Source organism: Mesorhizobium sp. M0663 (genome assembly GCF_040320585.1).
Classification (GTDB): Bacteria; Pseudomonadota; Alphaproteobacteria; order Rhizobiales; family Rhizobiaceae; genus Mesorhizobium.
Genome location: NZ_JAMYPX010000010.1, coordinates 132847 through 149302, shown reverse-complemented (window position 1 = coordinate 149302; position 16456 = coordinate 132847). Strand labels below are relative to the sequence as shown.

Annotated in this window: 18 protein-coding genes; 12 read left to right on the top strand and 6 right to left on the bottom strand. The window is 62.4% G+C overall.

Annotated features, from left to right (window positions below; translation table 11 throughout):
• Positions 1-23 precede the first annotated feature (23 nt).
• The 11 genes from ctaD (at position 24) to NKI54_RS19195 (ending at position 8845) form a co-directional block, all read left to right on the top strand.
• Complete coding sequence (gene ctaD, locus NKI54_RS19245) at positions 24-1676, top strand: cytochrome c oxidase subunit I (RefSeq protein ID WP_031211058.1); 1653 nt, start codon at positions 24-26, stop codon at positions 1674-1676.
• 75 nt (positions 1677-1751) lie between these two features.
• The gene (locus tag NKI54_RS19240; RefSeq protein WP_352456887.1) at positions 1752-2696 is read left to right on the top strand and encodes a heme o synthase; all 945 of its coding nucleotides are present in this window, start codon (positions 1752-1754) and stop codon (positions 2694-2696) included.
• Entirely contained in the window at positions 2693-2860 is a 168-nt protein-coding gene (locus NKI54_RS19235; RefSeq protein ID WP_023674135.1) for a cytochrome c oxidase system small membrane protein, read from the top strand. The genes NKI54_RS19240 and NKI54_RS19235 overlap by 4 nt, the downstream gene beginning before the upstream one ends.
• A 7-nt stretch (positions 2861-2867) precedes the next feature.
• Positions 2868-3500 (top strand): cytochrome c oxidase assembly protein, encoded by a 633-nt coding sequence (locus NKI54_RS19230; RefSeq protein ID WP_023674136.1) that lies wholly within the window; start codon positions 2868-2870, stop codon positions 3498-3500.
• Position 3501: 1 nt separating this feature from the next.
• Positions 3502-4383: a cytochrome c oxidase subunit 3 gene (locus tag NKI54_RS19225; RefSeq protein ID WP_023674137.1), complete on the top strand. Its 882-nt coding sequence runs from the start codon at positions 3502-3504 to the stop codon at positions 4381-4383.
• 83 nt (positions 4384-4466) lie between these two features.
• The gene (locus tag NKI54_RS19220; protein ID WP_352621654.1) at positions 4467-4853 is read left to right on the top strand and encodes a DUF983 domain-containing protein; all 387 of its coding nucleotides are present in this window, start codon (positions 4467-4469) and stop codon (positions 4851-4853) included.
• Entirely contained in the window at positions 4850-5605 is a 756-nt protein-coding gene (locus NKI54_RS19215) for an SURF1 family protein (protein WP_352456888.1), read from the top strand. The genes NKI54_RS19220 and NKI54_RS19215 overlap by 4 nt, the downstream gene beginning before the upstream one ends.
• 107 nt (positions 5606-5712) lie before the next feature.
• Complete coding sequence (ispH, locus tag NKI54_RS19210; RefSeq protein WP_352456889.1) at positions 5713-6717, top strand: 4-hydroxy-3-methylbut-2-enyl diphosphate reductase; 1005 nt, start codon at positions 5713-5715, stop codon at positions 6715-6717.
• Positions 6718-6722: 5 nt separating this feature from the next.
• Positions 6723-7685, top strand: a complete 963-nt coding sequence (locus tag NKI54_RS19205; RefSeq protein WP_352456890.1) for a homoserine kinase — start codon at positions 6723-6725, stop codon at positions 7683-7685.
• Complete coding sequence (gene rnhA, locus NKI54_RS19200) at positions 7682-8209, top strand: ribonuclease HI (RefSeq protein ID WP_023674142.1); 528 nt, start codon at positions 7682-7684, stop codon at positions 8207-8209. The genes NKI54_RS19205 and rnhA overlap by 4 nt, the downstream gene beginning before the upstream one ends.
• A 42-nt stretch (positions 8210-8251) precedes the next feature.
• On the top strand, positions 8252-8845 hold the full coding sequence (locus NKI54_RS19195) for a histidine phosphatase family protein (protein ID WP_031211060.1): 594 nt from the start codon (positions 8252-8254) through the stop codon (positions 8843-8845).
• 4 nt (positions 8846-8849) lie between these two features.
• Here the strand turns inward: NKI54_RS19195 and NKI54_RS19190 are convergent, their stop codons facing one another.
• The 3 genes from NKI54_RS19190 to NKI54_RS19180 form a co-directional block, all read right to left on the bottom strand.
• Positions 8850-9329 carry a DUF2938 domain-containing protein gene (locus NKI54_RS19190; RefSeq protein ID WP_352678169.1) on the bottom strand — a complete coding sequence of 160 codons (480 nt, stop codon included), beginning with the start codon at positions 9327-9329 and terminating at the stop codon, positions 8850-8852.
• A 147-nt stretch (positions 9330-9476) separates the two neighbouring features.
• Entirely contained in the window at positions 9477-9977 is a 501-nt protein-coding gene (locus NKI54_RS19185) for a peroxiredoxin (protein ID WP_352692187.1), read from the bottom strand.
• A gap of 82 nt (positions 9978-10059) precedes the next feature.
• Positions 10060-10866: a protein-disulfide reductase DsbD domain-containing protein gene (locus NKI54_RS19180; protein WP_352692186.1), complete on the bottom strand. Its 807-nt coding sequence runs from the start codon at positions 10864-10866 to the stop codon at positions 10060-10062.
• 147 nt (positions 10867-11013) lie between these two features.
• Between NKI54_RS19180 and NKI54_RS19175 the strand changes: the two genes are divergently transcribed.
• Entirely contained in the window at positions 11014-11622 is a 609-nt protein-coding gene (locus NKI54_RS19175; protein WP_352692203.1) for a YqgE/AlgH family protein, read from the top strand.
• A gap of 24 nt (positions 11623-11646) precedes the next feature.
• Here NKI54_RS19175 and NKI54_RS19170 read toward each other — a convergent pair whose 3' ends face one another.
• Genes NKI54_RS19170 through NKI54_RS19160 form a run of 3 tightly spaced genes read right to left on the bottom strand, consistent with a single transcriptional unit; the run spans position 11647 to position 16442 of the window.
• A complete protein-coding gene (locus NKI54_RS19170) occupies positions 11647-14535 on the bottom strand; it encodes an EAL domain-containing protein (RefSeq protein WP_352692185.1) in 2889 nt (962 codons plus the stop codon).
• Positions 14536-14537: 2 nt separating this feature from the next.
• Positions 14538-15134: a GNAT family N-acetyltransferase gene (locus NKI54_RS19165; RefSeq protein WP_254818464.1), complete on the bottom strand. Its 597-nt coding sequence runs from the start codon at positions 15132-15134 to the stop codon at positions 14538-14540.
• Between the two features lie 15 nt (positions 15135-15149).
• Positions 15150-16442, bottom strand: coding sequence for a M16 family metallopeptidase (locus NKI54_RS19160; protein ID WP_023674150.1), 1293 nt, complete (start codon positions 16440-16442; stop codon positions 15150-15152).
• Positions 16443-16456: the final 14 nt, after the last annotated feature.

Below are 16456 nucleotides of genomic sequence, written 5' to 3'. Positions count from 1 at the left end.
AGATTCAGGGAACGGAGCCGACCATGGCGCACGCTGCAGCTCACGACGACCACGACCACAAGCCGTATCATGGCTGGGTCCGGTGGGTGTATTCGACCAACCACAAGGACATCGGTACGCTTTATCTGATCTTCGCGATCATGGCGGGCTGCATCGGTGGCGCCTTGTCGGTCGTCATGCGCATGGAATTGCAGGAGCCGGGCATCCAGATATTCACTGGCCTGGCGCAGATGGTCTACGGCATGAATGGCGACGCCGCCATCGACGGGGGCAAGAGCATGTACAATGCTTTCACCACCGCGCATGCGCTGATCATGATCTTCTTCATGGTGATGCCGGCGCTGATCGGCGGCTTTGCCAACTGGATGGTGCCGATCATGATCGGCGCGCCGGATATGGCCTTCCCGCGCATGAACAACGTCTCGTTCTGGCTGCTGCCGCCGGCTTTCATCCTGCTGATTTTCTCGGCCTTCGTTCCGAGTGCGCCCGGCGCCTACGGCGTCGGCGGCGGCTGGACGCTTTATCCGCCTCTGTCGACATCGGGCCAGCCCGGACCGGCCATGGACCTGGCGATTCTGTCAATCCACATCGCCGGCGCCTCCTCGATTCTTGGCGCCATCAACTTCATCACCACCATCTTCAACATGCGCGCGCCCGGCATGACCATGCACAAGATGCCGCTGTTCGCCTGGTCGGTGCTGATTACCGCCTTCCTGCTGCTGCTGTCGTTGCCGGTGCTGGCCGGCGGCATCACCATGCTTTTGACCGACCGCAATTTCGGCACCACCTTCTTCGCCCCGGACGGCGGCGGCGATCCGATCCTGTTCCAGCACCTGTTCTGGTTCTTCGGCCATCCGGAGGTCTACATTCTGATCCTGCCGGGTTTCGGTATCATCAGCCATATCATCTCGACCTTTTCGAGGAAGCCGGTGTTTGGCTATCTCGGCATGGCCTATGCGATGGTTGCCATCGGCGCGGTGGGCTTCATCGTCTGGGCCCACCACATGTACACGACGGGCCTGTCGCTCGACACCCAGCGCTATTTCGTCTTCGCCACCATGGTCATCGCGGTGCCGACGGGTGTGAAGATCTTCTCGTGGATCGCCACTATGTGGGGCGGGTCGATTTCGCTCAAGACCCCGATGCTGTGGGCGATCGGCTTCATCTTCCTGTTCACTGTTGGCGGCGTCACCGGTGTGCAGCTGGCCAATGCCGGCCTCGACCGCCCGCTGCACGACACCTATTTCGTGGTCGCGCACTTCCACTACGTGCTGTCGCTGGGCGCGGTCTTCGCCATCTTCGCCGGCTGGTACTACTGGTTCCCGAAGATGACCGGCTACATGTATTCGCCGGTGATCGCCAACACCCACTTCTGGGTCACTTTCGTCGGCGTCAACCTGGTCTTTTTCCCGCAGCACTTCCTCGGTCTCTCCGGTATGCCACGTCGTTATATCGACTATCCGGATGCCTTCGCCGGCTGGAATATGGTGTCGTCCTACGGCTCGTACATCTCGGCTGTCGGCGTCGTCATCTTCCTGTTCGGCGTCTTCGAGGCGTTCCAGAAGAAGCGGGTCGCCGGCGCCAATCCTTGGGGCGAGGGTGCGACTACGCTGGAATGGCAGCTGCCTTCGCCGCCGCCGTTCCACCAGTGGGAACAGTTGCCGAAGATCAAGTAGGCGGTTGCCTCCTTAATACGGAACCGCCGGCCGGCCGGCGGTTTTGGCCAACGGAATGATGGACTTTAAGTACGCATGGCCCTTGCCGAAGACAGACTGATTGACGAGCCGGGCTTCCGCATGTCGGAAGCGACGGCGGGCGATTTCTTCGCCCTGCTGAAGCCGCGCGTCATGTCGCTGGTAGTGTTCACCGCGTTTGTCGGCATGGTCGCCGCCCCGGTGACCATCAATCCGCTGCTGGCGGTGATCGCGATCCTGGCTATTGCCATCGGCGCCGGCGCCTCCGGTGCGCTCAACATGTGGTATGACGCAGATATCGATGCGGTGATGACGCGCACCGCCGGCCGTCCCGTGCCGGCCGGCCGCATCCGGCCAGGCGAGGCATTGAGTTTCGGGCTGGTGCTGTCGGTTCTGTCGGTGATGACGCTCGGCGTGCTGGTCAACTGGTTGGCAGCATCGCTTCTGGCCTTCACCATCTTTTTCTATGCCGTCATCTATACGATGTGGCTGAAGCGCTGGACGCCGCAGAACATCGTCATCGGCGGGGCTGCCGGTGCCATTCCGCCAGTCATCGGCTGGGCGGCGGTAACCGGATCGGTCAGCCTCGAAAGCTTGGTGCTGTTCCTGGTCATCTTCCTGTGGACGCCGCCACATTTCTGGGCGCTCGCGCTGTTCAAGTCGGAGGACTATGCGAAGGCAGGCATTCCGATGATGCCGAATGTCGCCGGCCAGGCCTCGACCAGACGCCAGATCTTTGCCTATGCGCTGGTCCTCGCGCCGGTTGGCGTGCTGCCCTGGGTTCTCGGGTTCACCACGCCGGTCTATGGCATCCTTGCATTGCTGCTCGGCGCCGGCTTCGTCTGGTATGCGTGGAAGGTGCTGCAAATGGCCGATGACGACCGGGCGATGAAGCCGGCCAAGGCCTTGTTCGGCTATTCGCTGCTCTATCTCTTCGCCATCTTCGCCGCCTACCTTGGCGATTGTGTCGTCTCGCGCGCGCTGACCATTGGTGGAGCATGAGCATGGCCGAAAAGAAGCTTGAACTGGTCACGCTGACCGAACGTCAGCAGAAGGCCCGCCGCAATCGCTCGGCCGCAATCGGTTTCGCGCTGGCGGCGCTGGTCGTCATATTCTACGTCGCGACCATCGTGAAATTTGGTCACAGTTTCCCCGGCTCGATGTGAGCTCACAATGACCAGGCAAACAGTCACCGATCCTACGAAGAAAAACACGAACCGCGTCGTCGCTGGCGTCTGCATCGCGTTTTTCGGCGGCATGATCGGCATGGCCTACGCCGCGGTACCACTCTATGCGATGTTCTGCCAGGCGACAGGCTACGGCGGCACCGTCAAACGGGCGACCCAGCAATATGCCGATCGGGTGCTCGATCGCGACATCACCATCCGCTTCGACGCCAACACCGCCGGCGTTCCCTGGCAATTCCAGCCGGTCGCCCGCTCGATCACCATCAAGATCGGCGAAACCGCCGAGGCGCATTTCAGCGCGACCAACAAATTCAACCGTCCCATCACTGGACGCGCCACCTTCAACGTGCAGCCGGAACTGGCCGGACCTTACTTCAACAAGGTCGAGTGTTTCTGCTTCACCGACACGACGCTGAAGCCGGGCGAGACACTGGACATGCCGGTCGTCTTCTATGTCGATCCCGACATCGTCAACGCGCCGGAATTGAAGGATCTGACGACGATTACCCTGTCCTACACGATGTTCCCGGTCGACAAGACCAAGCCGGTCGCATCATCGGTGCCGGCCGACGGCCGCCGCAACAAGATTTCAGATACCGAAGCAAGCCTCGGGGGTTGATATGGCAGACGCACACGCAAAACCACAACATGACTACCACCTTGTCGACCCGAGCCCGTGGCCTTTCCTGGGCTCCGTCGGGGCGCTGGTGACCGCGTTCGGCGGCGTCTGTTACATGCAATACCTCAAGGGCGGCGATTTCCCGATCTTCGGTTTCAATGTCGCCAATCCATGGCTGTTCTTCATCGGCCTGCTGATCGTCATCTACACGATGTTCGCCTGGTGGTCGGATACGATCAAGGAAGCGCATGAGGGACACCACACCCGTGTCGTGTCGCTGCATCTGCGCTACGGCATGATCATGTTCATCGCCTCCGAGGTGATGTTCTTCGTCGCCTGGTTCTGGGCCTTCTTCGACGCCAGCCTGTTTCCGGGCGAGGTCCATCAATACGCCCGTACCGCCTTCACCGGCGGCGTCTGGCCACCCAAGGGCCTCGAAGTTCTCGACCCTTTCCATCTGCCGCTCTACAACACCGTCATCCTGCTTCTGTCAGGTACCACGGTGACCTGGGCGCACCACTCGCTCATCCACGGCGACCGCAAGGGCCTGATCAATGGCTTGGTGCTGACCGTCGGCCTCGGCATGCTGTTCACCATGGTGCAGGCCTACGAGTACATGCACGCGCCGTTCGGCTTCAGGGATTCGATCTACGGCGCCACCTTCTTCATGGCGACCGGCTTCCATGGTTTCCACGTCATCATCGGCACGATCTTCCTGTTGGTCTGCCTGATCCGCGCCATGAAGGGCGACTTCACGCCCAAGCAGCATTTCGGCTTCGAGGCCGCCGCCTGGTATTGGCACTTCGTCGACGTGGTGTGGCTGTTCCTGTTTGCCTCGATCTACGTCTGGGCATCGAACGGCGCGATGATCGAACCGCACTGAGATCGAGCTGAGGAAATCGACAAGGCGGCTGCGGCGACGTGGCCGCCTTATCTTTTGCGGCAAATGCTCCTAGGATGGACCTCATGAGCGACGACAAGGCGATCTGGCCACCAATCGATCCGATCTCGGCCGGCTTGCATGGCCGCTGCCCCCGCTGTGGCGAGGGCAAGCTGTTCTCCGGGTTCCTCACGGTCGGTGATCGCTGCTCCAATTGCGGCCTCGATTATTCCTTCGCCGATGCCGGCGACGGGCCGGCGGTGTTCGTTATCCTGATCATCGGCTTTATCGTCGTCGGCCTGGCGTTGTGGATGGAGGTGACGCTCAATCCGCCGCTCTGGCTGCATCTGCTGCTGTGGATTCCGCTGACGCTGGTGCTTTGCCTGGCGGCGCTCCGGCTGATCAAGGGCGTGCTGCTGACGCTGCAATACCGCAACAAGGCGGCCGAGGGCCGGCTGGACCGCGGCGAATGAGCGAGGCATCCGGTTCGGTGGCCGGCCGGTCGCGGCCGAAGCGCGCATTGGCACTCGGCCTGGGTATCGTCGTGTTTTTGATCCTGCTGGCGCTCGGCACCTGGCAGGTTCAGCGCCTGCACTGGAAAGAGGGCCTTGTCCAGACGATAGACCAGCGCACGCATTCGGCGCCTGTGCCATTGGCCGAGCTCGAAAAGCGGTTTGCTGCCGCCGGAGACGTGGACTACACGCCGGTGATAGTGACCGGCACTTTCCTGCATCAAGACGAGCGGCATTTCCTCGCCACCTGGGAAGGCCAGTCCGGTTTCAACGTCTTCACGCCGCTTCAGCTCGACGATGGCCGTTTCGTGCTGATCAACCGCGGCTTCGTGCCTTACGATTTCAAGGACCCGACCAAGCGGCCGCAGGGGCAGGTAACGGGCAAAGTGACGGTGACGGGGCTCGCCCGCAACCCGCTGCCGGCCAAGCCCTCGATGATGCTTCCCGACAATGATCCGCAGAAGAATATCTTCTACTGGAAAGATCGTGACGCGATGGCCTCGAGCGCTGGCCTGCCGACAGGTGCGGCGCTGGTGCCGATCTTCATCGATGCGAACGCCACGCCCAACCCCGGCGGGCTGCCAGTTGGCGGTGTCACCGTCATCGACCTGCCGAACAGCCATCTGCAATATGCGATAACCTGGTACGGCCTTGCCGCCGCCCTTGCCGGCGTCCTGATCTCCTGGCTCCGCCGCCCGGCGAAAGACCAATGATCGCCGCCACTACCCTTGACAGGGCAGGGCCGCGCACCTCATTTCGCGCCTTGAGCTCAGAAGTCATAGTCCGATCAACCGGCCTACAATCAGCGTAAGATGCAATCATGCTTCACACAAAGCCGCCGCTGACCATCCGGCTCTGCCAGCCCCGCGGTTTCTGTGCGGGCGTTGACCGTGCCATCCAGATCGTCGTGCTGGCGCTGAAGAAATACGGCGCGCCGGTCTATGTCCGCCACGAGATCGTGCACAACCGCTACGTCGTCGAAGGGCTGCAAAGCCTCGGCGCGGTGTTCATCGAGGAGCTCTCCGAGATCCCGCCCGAGCATCGCCAGAGCCCGGTCGTCTTTTCGGCGCATGGCGTGCCGAAATCGGTGCCGGCCGACGCCCAGTCCCGCAACCTGTTCTATCTCGACGCGACTTGCCCGCTGGTCTCGAAAGTCCATAAGCAGGCGATGCGCCATCAGCGGCTTGGCCGCCACGTGCTCTTGATCGGCCATGCCGGGCATCCGGAGGTGATCGGCACAATGGGCCAGTTGCGGGACGGCGCGGTCACTCTGATCGAGACCGAGGCCGACGCCGCAAGCTTCGTGCCTGCAGACCCGCAAGCGCTCGGCTTCGTCACCCAGACGACGCTGTCGGTCGAGGACACCGCCGGTATCATCCGCGCCCTGCAGCAGCGTTTTCCCGAGCTGCACGCGCCGGCGGCGGAATCGATCTGTTATGCCACCACCAATCGCCAGGAAGCGGTCAAGGAAACAGCGGCCGGCGCCGATCTCTTCCTGGTTGTCGGCGCACCTAACTCCTCCAACTCGCGGCGCCTGGTCGAAGTGGCCGAGCGCGCCGGCGCCTCGATGTCGCTTCTCGTGCAGCGCGCCTCCGAAATTCCGTGGAATGAGATTGCCGGCATTTCGACGCTCGGCCTGTCGGCGGGCGCCTCGGCGCCGGAGATCATCGTCGACGAGATCGTCGATGCGTTCAGGCAGCGCTTCGACGTGACCATCGAGCTGGCCGTGACGGCGACGGAGACGGAGGACTTTCCGGTGATGCGGGTGTTGCGCGATGTCGAACTGACGGCTGCCGACATGGCCTTCGTCAACGGGGCCGCGTAGCAACGATGGCGGTCTACACCGACGTCAACGAGGGCGAGCTCGGCGCATTCCTCAGGAACTATCCGGTCGGCGACCTCTTGTCCTACAAGGGCATCGCCGAAGGCACCGAAAACTCGAATTTTCTTCTGCACACCAGCAGCGGCTCCTACATCCTGACGCTTTACGAGAAGCGCGTCGACAAGGCTGACCTGCCGTTCTTTCTCGGCCTTATGGCCCACCTCGCCAGAAAGGGCATTTCGTGCCCGCTCCCGGTCACCGCACATGATGGCGGTGTGATCGGAACACTTGCCGGCCGGCCGGCGGTCATCATCACCTTTCTCGAAGGCCTGTCGCTGCGGCGGCCGACGGCTGCGCATTGCGGCGAGGTCGGCAAGGCGCTGGCGGCACTGCATCTCGCCGGCGCGGATTTTCCGATGACCCGCCCCAACGCCCTTGCCATCGATGGCTGGCGCAAGCTGTGGAATGCCGCCCGCGCCCGCGCCGACGAGGTCGAGCCGGGACTGGCGGCCGAGGTCGATGCCGATTTCGCCGATTTCGAGCGGAACTGGCCGAACGGTCTGCCGCAGGGCATCATCCACGCCGATCTTTTCCCGGACAATGTGTTCTTCCTCGGCGAGAAACTGTCCGGGCTGATCGACTTCTACTTCGCCTGCAACGACCTCTATGCCTATGACGTTGCCACGTGCCTCAACGCCTGGTGCTTCGAGAAGGATTTTTCTTTCAATCTGACCAAGGGCACGGCGTTGCTTGCCGGCTACCAAAGCGTGCGGCCGTTGAGCAGTGACGAGAAAGCTGCGCTGCCGATGCTGGCGCGCGGCTCGGCGCTGCGCTTCATGCTGACCCGGCTCTACGACTGGCTGACGGTCCCGGACGGCGGGCTGGTGATGAAACGCGACCCGACCGAGTATATCCGCCGGATGCGCTTCCACCGGGCGATCAACTCTCCTTCCGAATATGGACTGACATGACCAAGCGCGTTGAAATCTTCACCGATGGTGCCTGTTCGGGCAATCCCGGGCCTGGCGGCTGGGGCGCAATCCTGCGCTTCAACGGCGCAATTAAGGAGCTCCATGGCGGCGAGGCTGCCACCACCAACAACCGTATGGAACTGTTGGCGGCCATCTCGGCGCTTAATGCGCTCAAGGAGCCCTGCGCCGTCGATCTTTATACCGACAGCAACTATGTCAAGGACGGTATTTTCAGCTGGATCGACGGCTGGAAGCGCAACGGCTGGAAGACGGCCGCCAGGCAGCCGGTGAAGAATGCCGAGCTGTGGCAGCAGCTCGACGCGGCGCGTAACCGCCATCAGGTCACCTGGCATTGGGTCAAGGGCCATGCCGGCCATCCCGAGAACGAGCGCGCCGACGAATTGGCGCGGCTCGGCATGGCGCCATTCAAGAAAGGCCTCGTCAAGACTGCGGCGCCAGAACCAGGTTCGCAGTCAAAGCAGCCGGCCGCCACAAAGGCGCGGCGCTCGACGCAAAGCTATTGAATTCCGGCTGCGGGTCCGCTCTCTGGCAGGAAAGCTCTTATCATGCCGATTGCATACTACATCACGCATCCCCAGGTTCAGGTCGATGCCAACGTTCCAGTGCCGGAGTGGGGACTGTCCGACATCGGGCGAGCGAGAACATCTGCAATGCTCGATCAGCCGTGGGTTGGGTCGATCCGGCGGATCGTGTCGTCGGGTGAACGCAAGGCGATAGAAACCGCCGAGATACTCGGAAGGCATCTCCGCCTTGCAGTCGAGGTGAGGGAACGGATGCATGAGAATGACCGATCGGCAACCGGTTTCCTGCCGCCATCGGAGTTCGAAGCGGTCGCCGACCAATTCTTCGCCAATCCAAACAGCAGCATTCGTGGATGGGAGCCAGCTATCGAAGCCCAGCGTCGTATTCTAAGCGAGGTAGACACTGTGCTACGCACCGACGCCGCCGTCGACGTTGCTTTCATAGGTCACGGAGGTGTCGGAACGCTCCTGCTGCTCTCTTTGAGCGGTCGGGAAATCAGCCGCGAGGCGGATCAGCCAGCGGGCGGTGGGAACTACTTCGCATACGATATCAGCGCGCGTCGCGTTATCCATGGATGGCAGCCGATCGACAGGCCGACGCAGCGCCGCGACAGTTAATTACCTATCGGATCAGCAGGGCGGTGCCGAACAGTCCGATTGCGAACACCGTGTGCGACACAAGATTGAGGGCGCGGACCTGCATCGGATTGGGCCGCTTCGAAGCGGCCCAGCCGGCGCCCATGCCGGGCGCCAGCAGAAACCAGCCGGCGCCGACGGTGACCATGCTGATGATAAAGGCCGGCAGGAAGGTCGGCGCGGTGAGCCAGGCCGTTCCGGCCAGCACGACCAGTATGAAGCCGTAGACGATGCCGACAGCATAATGAAAGGCCCAGCCAAGTACTGATTCATGCGGGTAGGGCGAGGCCTTGCCAATGTCGTCATGGAAGACCTTGCCTTCCCTGAGATGCCAGACCCAGCGGCCGACCAGCCCCCAGTTCGGCCGCGGTTGAGCAAACACCTTGCTCAGGAAAATCGCCCAGACATCCATAAGCGCGGTTGCGCCGATGCCGATCGCGACGCTGCGCCAGACGATGTCAGACATAATCGAGGTCCCCAAAAGCAAACAGTCCCGAAGGGCCGACGCATGGTCCCGAAAACCGGGTCGGCTTTCGGAAGGATCATACGCCGATGCAAAAGTCAGCGTCCTTTGGACGTTGAGCGCTCGAAGGCGCCCTTTGCCGTGCCTGGCCTAGGCTGTCGCCAGGACGGAAAGCTGTCCGAGAATGTGAGCCGCACCGGATTCGTCGACGCCGGGCTTTGTCTCGACATTGAGCGCAGTGACCTTGCCGTCATCGACGATCATCGAAAAACGCCTCGAGCGCAGCCCCATGCCGCCACCGGAGAGGTCGGCGTCGAGGCCGACCGATTTGGCGAAATCGCCATTGCCATCGGCAAGATAAAGGATTTTGCCTTCACCGCCGCTGAAGCGCGCCCAAGCCCCCATGACGTGAACATCGTTGACCGAGACAACGGCGATAGTGTCGACGCCGCGCGCCAGGATGGCGTCGTAATTATCCAGGTAGCCGGGCAGATGATTGTTGCTGCAGGTCGGCGTGAAAGCGCCTGGAACGCCAAACAGCACGACCGTCTTTCCTGAGAATATCTCGCCCGTCGTGATCGGCCTTGCACCGTCGGCGGTCATTGTCTTGAAGGTCGCATCGGGCAGTTTGTCGCCAACGGAGATCGTCATGATGGTCCTCGCTTGGAAATGGAAGGGAGTGTCCTTGCGATAGCGAATTAAGGCGCGCCCGGCAACCGTCCAGACGTTGGCATCACGGGAATGGCAACAGGCCTTCGACCGCGCCTGCGGCACTTGTCAGTGTGTAGTGCAGGCCGCCATCGGTTGGCGTTGTCGACGGCCTGTCGAGGATCGGCACAGTAAAGATCAGCTTGCCATCCTTTTCGCTGCGTGCCGGGGCACCGAACATGTAGTCGCGTTCGCCGGCAACGAAGAAGTCGGCGCCCTCGGGGCTGCCCGGAAAGCTCGCTTCGACAATCAGCGTTTCGTGGTCGCCCGGCAGTACGTTTATGCCGAAATCGGGCGTTGCCGTGGCGGGCAGGGTGGCAAGGCCTGCCTTGACCAGTGCCGCGTCCTCGGCGTTGTCGGGATCGGCGCCGGGATCGACGGTCAGCCTTGTCTGCACCGGGATGCAGATGGTTTCGCAAATGCCGAGGAAGATGTCCGCATCGATGACGGCCGGCTGGCCGGGCGCGGCAAGCGTGAACGTCACCGGCAACGAAACCGGGTGGTCGTAGCCGGCCCATTTGCCATAGCCGTCATCGTGGCGCTGCGGCGGCGGAAACGAAAGCGTCGCGTCGGCAATGTTGGTGCTGGCCGAGACGTCGATCTGTGGCGGCACGCCCGCATCACCCGGATCGCGCCAATAGGTCTTCCAGCCCGGCTTCAGCGCAATGTCGAGGACGCCCTGGAGACGTCCGGCCTCGTCGGCTTTGCCGCTTGTTACCAGCCGCACCCTGCCGCCTTCGCTGTTGTACCAGGCCGATGAGGAGGCTGAGGCGGGGAGGCCGGTCGCCGATCCAATGGCCACGCTAAGCAGCAGGATTTTCAAGCTTTGCATGCCGGTGATTTGATCGTCCGTTGATGGCGGCACAATGATTTCGTGACGCGGCCGGCATCATATTTGCGTGACCTTCGATTTACGAGCCTGATCAAATCGGGCGCCGCCCATCTTTTCGACGCCCCGGAAACGCGTTACGCTGTGGCCATGGATTTGTTGCGCCATAAAAGGACGGCCGCAGGACCCGGCTTTCTCGACGATCAGTTCCTGATTGCCATGCCCGGCATGAAGGATGACCGCTTCACGCGCTGTGTCATCTACATTTGCGCGCACAGCGACGAAGGCGCGATGGGGCTGATCATCAACCAGACGCAGCAGATGCTGTTTCCGGACCTGCTCGTGCAACTCGGCATCATGAACGAGCTGGAGGCAATTCGCCTGCCGCCGCCGGCGCGCGACTTCGTCGTGCGCAATGGCGGACCGGTGGATCGCAGCCGCGGCTTCGTTCTGCATTCGGGCGACTACCGGGTGGAATCCTCGCTCGCCGTGTCCGACGATGTCTGTCTGACCGCGACCGTCGACATATTGCGCGCCATCTCCTCCGGCCGCGGACCCCGGCGGGCGCTGATGGCGCTCGGCTATGCCGGCTGGGGTGCGGGCCAGCTTGAAAACGAGATCGTCGAGAATGGCTGGCTGACTTGCCCGGCAAGTGCCGAGCTTCTGTTCGACGCCGACATCGATCGCAAATATGACCGGATCCTCGCCTCGATCGGCATCGATCTCGCGCATCTCAGCCTGGCTGCCGGTCACGCCTGAGCCTCATCACGTCCCCGAAACTTGTCACGCTTGGGTCAACGGATACTGTTCCTTCAGCGTCTTCAGCACCTGGTCGCCCGGCATCGGCGCGCCGAACATGAAGCTCTGCACGTATTCGCAGCCCATCTGCCGCAACTCCAGCGCATCGCTCTCGTCCGAAATGCCTTCGGCGACAACCGACAGGCCGAGTTCATGCGCCATGTTGACCATGGATTTGAGCAGCACCGCACGTTTCGGCGTCGCGTCGTCGACGAAGCTCTTGTCGATCTTGATAGTGTCGAACGGAAAGCGCGTCAGATAGGCCAGCGATGAATAGCCGGTGCCGAAATCATCCAGCGACAGGCCGATGCCAAGCTGCTTCAGCTTGGTCAGCACATGGGCGGTCTGCTCGGGATTGTCCATCACCAGCGATTCGGTGAGTTCGAGCCGGAAGCAGCGCGGTTTCAGGTTGGCTCGTGCGATAACCGAGCGGACGTCACTGACCAGGTCGCGGCGGATGAGCTGACGGCTGGACAGATTGACCGAGACCGACAGCGGCGCATCGCCGATCTGCTTTTGCCATCCCGCCAGGTCTTCGGCAGCCTGTTGCATGGCGAACAGGCCAAGCTGCACGATCAAGCCGCAGTTTTCGGCGACCGGAATGAAATCCGCCGGCGGGATCATGCCGCGCCGCGGATGGTCCCAGCGCAGCAGCGCTTCGAAGCCTGCGACGCTGCCGTCCTCCAGCCGCACGATCGGCTGGTAGGCAAGCGTGAATTCGCGTCGTTCGATGGCGCGGCGCAGATCGGACTCGAACTGCAGCCGGTCGGTGCCGACGGTGCGGAAGGCGGGACGGAACGGCTCGATCCGGTCGCCGCCGAAGCGCTTGGCCTGATGCATGGCAAGCTCGGCATCCTTGACCATGTCCTCGGCCGAGGTCTGCGTGGCGGTCCAGGTGATCAGCCCGATCGAGGCCGTCAGCACGATCTCGCGCTTGGCGAAGGTGATCGGGTTGTTGATGGCGTGCTTGATGGCATCGGCAATGGCCGCGATGCGGGCCGGATCCTGCTCCGACAAAAGCATCAGCGCGAACTGGTCGCCGGCAAAGCGCGACAGCGAATCCTTCGGCTTGAGCAGTCGGTGCAGCCGCCGCGCGATAGTCAAAAGGATCGTATCGCCGGCCGAGATGCCGAGCCCGTCATTGACCTGCTTGAACCGGTCTATGTCGATGACGAAGACGGTCGGGCGCACCTTCTCTTCGGTGCGGGCAATCGAAATGATCGCCTCCAGCCGGTTCATGAACAGCTCGCGGTTGGGCAGGCCGGTCAGATTGTCGTGCACGGCGTCATGCAGCAGCCGTTCCTCGGATTTCTTCTGCTCCGTCACGTCGACCATGGTGCCGACGCAGCGGATGACCTCGCCGTCCGAGCCGATCACCGGCCGGGCGCGCAACGAAAACCAGTGATAGTGCCCGTCGGCGCCGCGCAGGCGAAAGTTTTGCGACACCCGGCCGCGCCGGTGCTCGAGCACCACGTCGAGTGTCGTGCGAAACGTGTCGCGGTCGTCGGCATGCAGCACCGGCAGCCAGTTGCGGGCAGGGCCGCCGAGGCTGTTGGGGGTAAGACCGAGCTGAATGCTGACGTCGGGACGAGTGACGACGCGGTCGCGCAGCACGTCCCAGTCCCACACAGTATCGCCCGATCCGGCAACCGCCAGCGCCTGCCGCTCAAGGTCGGAGAACAGGCCCTGATGCAGCGCGCCGCCGGCAAAAGCGTGCTGCATCACGGTGAAGCCGATCAGCAGGATGATGAGGATCAGCCCACCGCCCAGCGCCGGCTGAGCGATATCGTTGTCCAGCATGCCGGTGATTGCCATCCACGATCCGCATAGCCACAGCAGAACCATCACCCAACTGGGCACCAGCATGATGGCGCGGTCGTAACCGCGGATACCGAGGAAGATGATCAGGCCGAGCCCGGTCAGCGCGGTGGCGGCGAAGGACAGCCTGGCAATGCCGGCGGCAACCGCCGGATCGATGATGGCGACACCGGCGATCAGCACTAGCCCCAGAATCCAGACCAGTGCGCCGTAGCTGAAATGGCCGTGCCACCGGTTGAGGTTGAGATAGGCAAACAGGAACACCACGAAGGTCGCCGCGAGCGCCACCTCCGTTCCGGCGCGCCACATCTGCTCATTGCCCGGTGAGATTTCTATGATCTTGTTGAGAAAGCCGAAATCGACGCAGATATAGGCAAGCACCGCCCAGGCTAGGGCCGCCGTTGCCGGGAACATCGAGGTCCCCTTGACGACGAAAAGAATGGTCAGGAACAGCGCCAGCAGGCCGGCGATGCCGATGACGATGCCACGAAACAGCGTGTAGGAATTGACCGAGTCCTTGTAGGATTCAGGGTCCCACAGATAGACCTGCGGCAGCTTGGGCGAGGCGAGCTCGGCGATGAAGGTAATCACCGTTCCCGGGTTCAACGTCACCCGGAACACGTCGGCGTCGGGGCTGGTCTGACGGTCGAGCGCAAAGCCTTCGCTGGGCGTGATCGCAGCGATACGGGTCGAGCCGAGATCCGGCCAGAACAGGCCGGAATTCACCAGCCGGAAATGCGGTGCGACAATCAGCCTGTCGAGCTGCTGGTCGGTGGTATTAGCGAGCGCGAACACCGCCCAGTCACCGGTCGAGCGCGCATCATTTGCCTCGACCTCGATGCGCCGCACGATGCCGTCCGGGCCTGGCGCGGTCGACACCTGAAAATTCTCGCCCTGGTTCCGGTAGATCGAGACGGCCCCCGAAAGATCGAGCGCAACGTCGTCGCGGGCGATCTTGATCGGTTCTACGGCAAAGGCCGAGGATGCCGCGCAGAGCGTGACGATTGCCGCCAGCATAAAGGCAAGCAGCGACCCCTTGCGCAGAAAATTCGTCAAAATCAGTCCTTTGTTCCAACGCCCGGCGGATCGTCCGCGATTCGGGCGTATAGGTAATGGTCCTGCCAGATGCCGTTGATCCTGAGATAGGATCGTAGCAGTCCTTCGCGCCGGAATCCGGCTTTTTCAAGCACGCGGATCGACCGGGCGTTGTCGGGAATACAGGCAGCTTCGATCCGGTGCAATCGCAGCGTTTCGAAGGCGAAACGCGTCACCACTTTGACGGCATCGGTCATCAGGCCGCGTCCGCTGAAGCGCTCGCCGATCCAGTAGCCGATATGGCCGCTTTGGGCGACCCCGTGGCGGATATTGCCGAGGGTGATACCGCCGGCCAGCTTGCCGCTGCTTTTCTCGAAGATGAAGAAGGCGATCGCCGTCCCCTGCGCGTAGTCCTCGCGGTAGCGCCCGATACGATGCCGCCACGCCGTGCGGTCGAGTTCGTCAGGGGTCCATCGCGGCTCCCACGGCTCAAGAAAAGCGCGGCTTTCACTGCGCAGCACCGACCACTCGCGATAGTCGTTGGTCAGCGGTACGCGCAGCGTGACAAGCTCGCCCTTCAGTGCCGGCAGGTCGCGGCGAAAGAAAGGGAGCGCGAACACGACGCTCGAATAGGCTTAGACGGCAAGCTTACGGGCAGTGGTCTGCGTGCCCGAAAGCGAATCGAGGATGGCCTCATAGGGCGCGAGCGTACCCACCGGCCCGACGGCTGTAAGCGTCGGCTTGGTCGAAAAAAGCCGGGACGACAGATCCGTCAGCCGCTCGACAGTCAACGCCGCCAGCCGCTCCATCAGCTCTTCCTTGGCGATCGGCCTGCCGAACAGAAGCAACTGCCTGGCGATCTGCGAGGCGCGGCTGGCCGGGCTCTCGGCCGACATGATCAGCCCGGCGCGGTATTGGGCACGCGCCCGGTCAAGCTCCTCCTGCAGGATGTTTTCACCGGCCTTTTGCAGCTCGTCGATGATCACAGGCACCAGCTCGGCAATATCGCTTTGTCCGGTCGCCGCATGGACCCCGAAGACGCCCGTGTCGGAAAAACCCCAATGGAAGGCATAGACCGAATAGCACAGGCCACGTTTCTCGCGGACTTCCTGGAAAAGTCGCGACGACATGCCGCCGCCCAGGATCATCGACAGGACCTGGGAGGCATAGAAATCGCGGACGTGATAGGCGCGGCCCTCGAAACCCAGCACGATCTGGGCGTCCATCAGGTCGCGGTCCTCGCGAAAATCGCCGCCGACATACTGCGCATATTGCGGGATGGTGCCGTCGGCCTTGCCGCGGAAGCTGCCGAGACGCTTTTCGACCTCCCGCACGAAATCGTCGTGCTTGATATCGCCGGCCGCCACCATCACCATGTTCTCGGCGCCGTACTGTCGTTCGATGAAGTCGTGCAGCTGCTTCGAAGTGAAGGATTTGACGGTTTCCGGCGTGCCAAGAATCGAGCGGCCGATAGTCTGGTGGCGGAAGGCGGTCTCGGTAAAGTGATCGAAAACGACGTCGTCGGGCGTATCGTGCGCGGCGCCGATCTCCTGCAGAATCACATGCTGCTCTCGTTCCAACTCCTGCGGATCGAATTCGGATTCCTGCAGGATGTCGGAAAGGATATCGACGGCCAGCGGCACGTCGTCGCTCAGAACCCTTGCATAGTAGGAGGTCGTCTCGACGCTGGTGGCGGCATTGATCTCGCCGCCGACGTCCTCGATCTCCGAGGCGATCTCGAAGGCGCTTCGCCGCCTGGTGCCCTTGAAAGCCATGTGCTCGAGCAAGTGCGCCATTCCGTGCTCTTCGTCACGCTCGTTGCGTGCGCCCGACTTGACCCAGGCGCCAAGGGCAACAGATTCGAGGCTTGGAAGGGTTTCGGTGGCGACTGTCAGGCCGTTCGACAGACGGCTTACCTCAACACCCATATGGCAATTACTCC